The organism is Bacillus piscicola (genome assembly GCF_022458745.1).
Classification (GTDB): domain Bacteria; phylum Bacillota; class Bacilli; order Bacillales; family Marinococcaceae; genus Alteribacillus_A; species Alteribacillus_A piscicola.
In genome coordinates this window covers 1-4,325 of sequence record NZ_JAJJJF010000026.1, presented here as the reverse complement: position 1 = coordinate 4,325, position 4,325 = coordinate 1, and the positions used below count along the sequence as shown (strand labels likewise).

Annotated in this window: 4 protein-coding genes and 1 pseudogene; all 5 read left to right on the top strand. The window is 36.3% G+C overall.

Going from position 1 to position 4,325, the window contains the following annotated elements; all coding sequences use genetic code 11:
• The first annotated feature begins 212 nt into the window (after window positions 1-212).
• Entirely contained in the window at window positions 213-785 is a 573-nt protein-coding gene (locus LOR49_RS17205) for an RNA polymerase sigma factor (RefSeq protein WP_240378181.1), read from the top strand.
• Window positions 778-1,536 (top strand): hypothetical protein, encoded by a 759-nt coding sequence (locus tag LOR49_RS17200; RefSeq protein ID WP_240378180.1) that lies wholly within the window; start codon window positions 778-780, stop codon window positions 1,534-1,536. Before LOR49_RS17205 ends, LOR49_RS17200 begins: the two co-directional genes overlap by 8 nt.
• A complete protein-coding gene (locus LOR49_RS17195; protein ID WP_240378179.1) occupies window positions 1,537-2,421 on the top strand; it encodes an ABC transporter ATP-binding protein in 885 nt (294 codons plus the stop codon). It begins immediately after the preceding gene.
• Window positions 2,418-3,674: a hypothetical protein gene (locus LOR49_RS17190; protein ID WP_240378178.1), complete on the top strand. Its 1,257-nt coding sequence runs from the start codon at window positions 2,418-2,420 to the stop codon at window positions 3,672-3,674. Before LOR49_RS17195 ends, LOR49_RS17190 begins: the two co-directional genes overlap by 4 nt.
• Window positions 3,675-3,687: 13 nt before the next feature.
• A pseudogene (locus LOR49_RS17185) lies at window positions 3,688-4,325 on the top strand (hypothetical protein); the annotation flags it as partial.

Genomic DNA, 4,325 nt, shown 5'->3' with positions numbered 1-4,325 from the left:
ACAATTAACAATAGATAATTATGAAAGTAAACGAATAATGTCTAACTCATCTATACTGTTGTTCACGTTTATTGTCTAAATAAGCACTTGTGAAACTGTTCTATTAGTTACATATGAAATTGGTTTTGAATGATAAATAAAAAATATCTATGATTTAAAACTAATTGCATGCAAATTACGAATATAAGGGGAGACAAGAAAGTTACTTGTGAATGGAAGTGGTCAAAGGGGCTATGAATCAAGAGAAGAAATGGATTAGAGCGATACAGAAACGGTCAAACGAAGATGCTGCCGATCAGTTAGTACGAAAGTATTATCAAGAAATATATGCATTCGTATTTAAACAAACAATTGATCAAGAGTTGGCAAAGGATTTGACGCAGGAAATTTTCGTAAGTATGTTACGGAGTATTTATCGGTATGATGGCAGGGCATCGTTTCGAACATGGCTGTATAAGATAGCTAACGCTAGAATCATTGATTACTACCGTTCTAAATTTTATAAGGAAAACAAGCATGCCCCTATCACTTCCGAGGAGCTTCTAGAAGAACCAGAGGATTTTGTAGTAGATATTGAAAAAAAAGAGGAGGCACAAAGCGTTTTAGACGTTCTAGCCCGGTTTGATCAACAACACCAACAAATTGTCCGTCAAAAAATCTATGCAGAGCAGACATTTGCAGAAATTGCAGCTAGCTTGAGTATTCCCGAATCAACAGTGAAATCCCAATATTACGCTGCCATTAAAAGACTTAGAGAGGAATTAAAGGGGGAGAGAAATGAGTAGAAAAAAGCCACATATTCCGTTCCCAAATGAGAAGGTGATGGAAAGGGAAATCGAAGCAATTATTTCAAGAGGCCTTGATCCAACCCCTTCTTTTGGGCGTTATCTTTTGACGATGTACAGACAAATTGGCTTTAGATATATATTCCGAGACGCGACAGAGATTGCATTTACTCTTTTTCTTTCCATCATTATTCTTACCTTCTTAAGTATTAGTGTTGGGAACTATGCTGCCTTTGAACAGGGCAATCTTTACACATGGATTTTTGGCTGGTCGCCTGCCCTTTATATGATCATGGCTTATTTTTTCTTTATGAACAAGAAACAAAGCCCAATCTATGAGGTGGAAATGACATGTAAATACAACATGTATCAGCTTGCTGCTTTTCGTATGCTTTTTTTCGGTTTAGTAGCGATGCTAATGAATGGTTTCATGATTTTTCTCATCGCGAGCGAGTACCAGCTTAACTTTTACTTTGCATTTATACTATCGACGACGTCTCTGTTTTTGTTTGCCACGCTATTTTTATATGCGCAGTTGAAAATGAAATCACTTATCTCCAAGCTAGCCGTGATAGCAGGATGGGGGCTGATTAACATGTTTCTCTCTTATTTTAGCTCAGAAGTTTACCAAACTATTCTCCAACAGATCCCATTTTATGTTTATGGTGTTATCAGTATTTGCGGGTTCATTCTTTATTATAAGCATCTTAAAAAGCTCACCGTTTATGCACGTGCGAAAGGAGTTGTTTAAATGTTAGTTGTAAATAACGTTAGCAAGCAATTTGGCAATTTTTCAGTACTCGAGGATATAAATATAGAATTTAACAATGGGGTTTATGGACTCTTGGCTCCCAATGGTGCAGGAAAAACGACACTTATTAAAATGCTGGTTACCCTTTTATTCCCCACCAAAGGTGAAATCCTGTACAACGGTACAGAAATTACAGGTTTGGATGAGAAGTACCGGGATGTGCTGGGTTACCTTCCTCAGGAATTTGGTTACTACAAGAACTATAGTCCGGAGCAATATTTATTGTACCTGGCAGCTTTAAAGGGGATTCATAAAAAGCAGGCGAAAGAAAGAATCTCTGAATTACTTCGCCTCGTCAATTTGGAAGAGGCTTCACAGAAAAAAATGAAAAAGTTTTCAGGTGGTATGATTCAGCGCGTCGGTATTGCCCAAGCCATGTTGAATGACCCTAAAATCTTGATATTAGATGAGCCTACAGCTGGTTTGGATCCGAAAGAAAGGGCACGATTCCGAAAGCTACTTACCGAACTGGCGCGAAACCGGATTGTTATACTTTCTACTCATATTGTGTCTGATGTAGAGTCGATTGCGAATGAAATTATCATGATCAAAGATAAAGCGGTTTTATATAAGGATAACACTGAAAATATCTCTAATCTTTTAGAAGGAAAGATGTATGAAACAGAAGTTGATTTTTCCGAAGCAACGACTTTCCGGGAAAGGTATACGTCGATTGCTGAAAAAAGAGAGAATGGAAAAATGAAATTCCGTTTTGTAGCTAATGGTGAGCCACATACAGAATGGAAAAGCGTGACACCAACTTTAGAGGATGTTTTTTTATATGCTTATGCTGATGGCATCACCCTAAATGGAGCCTCGGTATGATTCTGAAACACGAATTACTTAAAATTTTTAAGACACCGGTTATTATCGTTCTTCTTTTGTTTTTTATGATAATTAACTTATTTATTATCATGAGTAACGCCTATTATAAGGAAGAAATGGCTGTGCTAACAGATCTTGTAGATCAATATGGACACCAAGTAGATGAAGAAATGCTACATCGATTTGAGGATGATTATAAAGAAAAAGTAACGTGGATGAACCAGATTGTGCCAGTAAGTGGCAAGGTTTATGATCATCCTTCTGAATTATTGTCAGATAAATCTATTCCTTTAAACCAAGAACTTAGTGGTCATCAGCTTCGCGAGCTTCAAAAATTATATGTTGTGGAGCAGTATTACCATACGAGTAAAAGTCTGGATGAAATATATCAACACATACAGGTTGACGATCAAGCGGAAAAAGTCATTAACACTTACGGTTTCCAAGGAGGTACCGCTGAGACGGTACGAAATCAATATGAAAAAATCGGAGATAGATTAGCGGGGATTGTAGAAAATAAAGAGCATCGAAATCTATTTTTTATGGGGCCAATATATGAAATGCACTCTTTTCTTTTTAAAGATGTAGGAAGGGCATTAATATTTGAGTTAGTGGTTCTTGTTGTGCTTATTACAGCGTTTGTGACTAATTATGAGTTTGAACAAAAGACCCATTTGAGTGCGTATACCACTAAAACGGGACGAAAATTAGTTAGGAATAAGGTAGCCGCTGCAGTTATTGCCAATATGTTCGTTATGGCAATACTAATCGGTTTGACCTTGATCAGTTACTTTCTCGTTTATGATTATTCAGGTTTATGGGATGTTCCGATTAGCAGTTATTTTAACGCTGAATCTGATTTTCCGTATATAGCTTGGTGGAATGTATCATTTATAGAGTATCTAAGTTTGTTTGTTGCCTGCATTGTTTTCACTCAACTGTTATTCATGGTTCTGACTGTTGTGTTGTCTATTTTTATAAAAAACAGTTACATTGTGTTTTTTGTATTCGCGATCATACTAGGAATGGGAATATGGCTGCCAAGCATTATTCCTCTTGATGAAAATATGATATTTGTCGTTCAATTCACTCCTTTCATTCTCATTTTGAACCCACATATATGGTTTATGGGCAATGGAGCATTTACCTTTTTTTCTTATTATGAATTTGGAACCGTAGGAGTTTGGGCGGTCATTCTTGGAATTTTTATAAGCTTTAGTATTTCTTTTTTTAAGAGACAATCATTGCAATAAGGAGAGAGAAAACGTGAGGGTACTCGGATATGAGTTAAAAAAGTTAATGAATTGGAAAATCATTGGATTAGTGGTTATTATCAGTGCCATTTTTTATCAATTGTTTCTGAGTTTCTATATTGAACATTTCCCAAATGGAAGACCAAATCTTGACTACTATAATGTAGCAGGTGAAATGATCACTGAATACGGGTATGAAATGGATAAAAACGAATACACAGATTTTCAACAAACCTACCATGAGGAAGTAGAAAAAGCGAATCAATACCTTCAATCAAACGATGCGTTTGTCGAAGCTGGGATAACCACTTACGAACAGTTCAATAACATAGATAGGGATAATCAGGAACTGGTGGAATTACATAATAAAGTGGTGTTTGAAGAAGGCGTAGATGTATTTTGGGAGCTACAGGCACGGGAAGGAATCATGAATCAATATGTACAAAGAACAGAGATATCTACGATGCCTATTGTTAATGAAAATCAACGAGATAGAGCACAAGAGGTGATAAGCAACAATGCAAGAGAAGCTATTTTACCTGCCGAAGTAGTGGACAACTATGATGCATTAATTTCTCAATTGGCCATCCTCATCGTTTTAAGCGTGATGATTGTAGTATCTCGTGTCCATATTATTGATCACAAAAATAA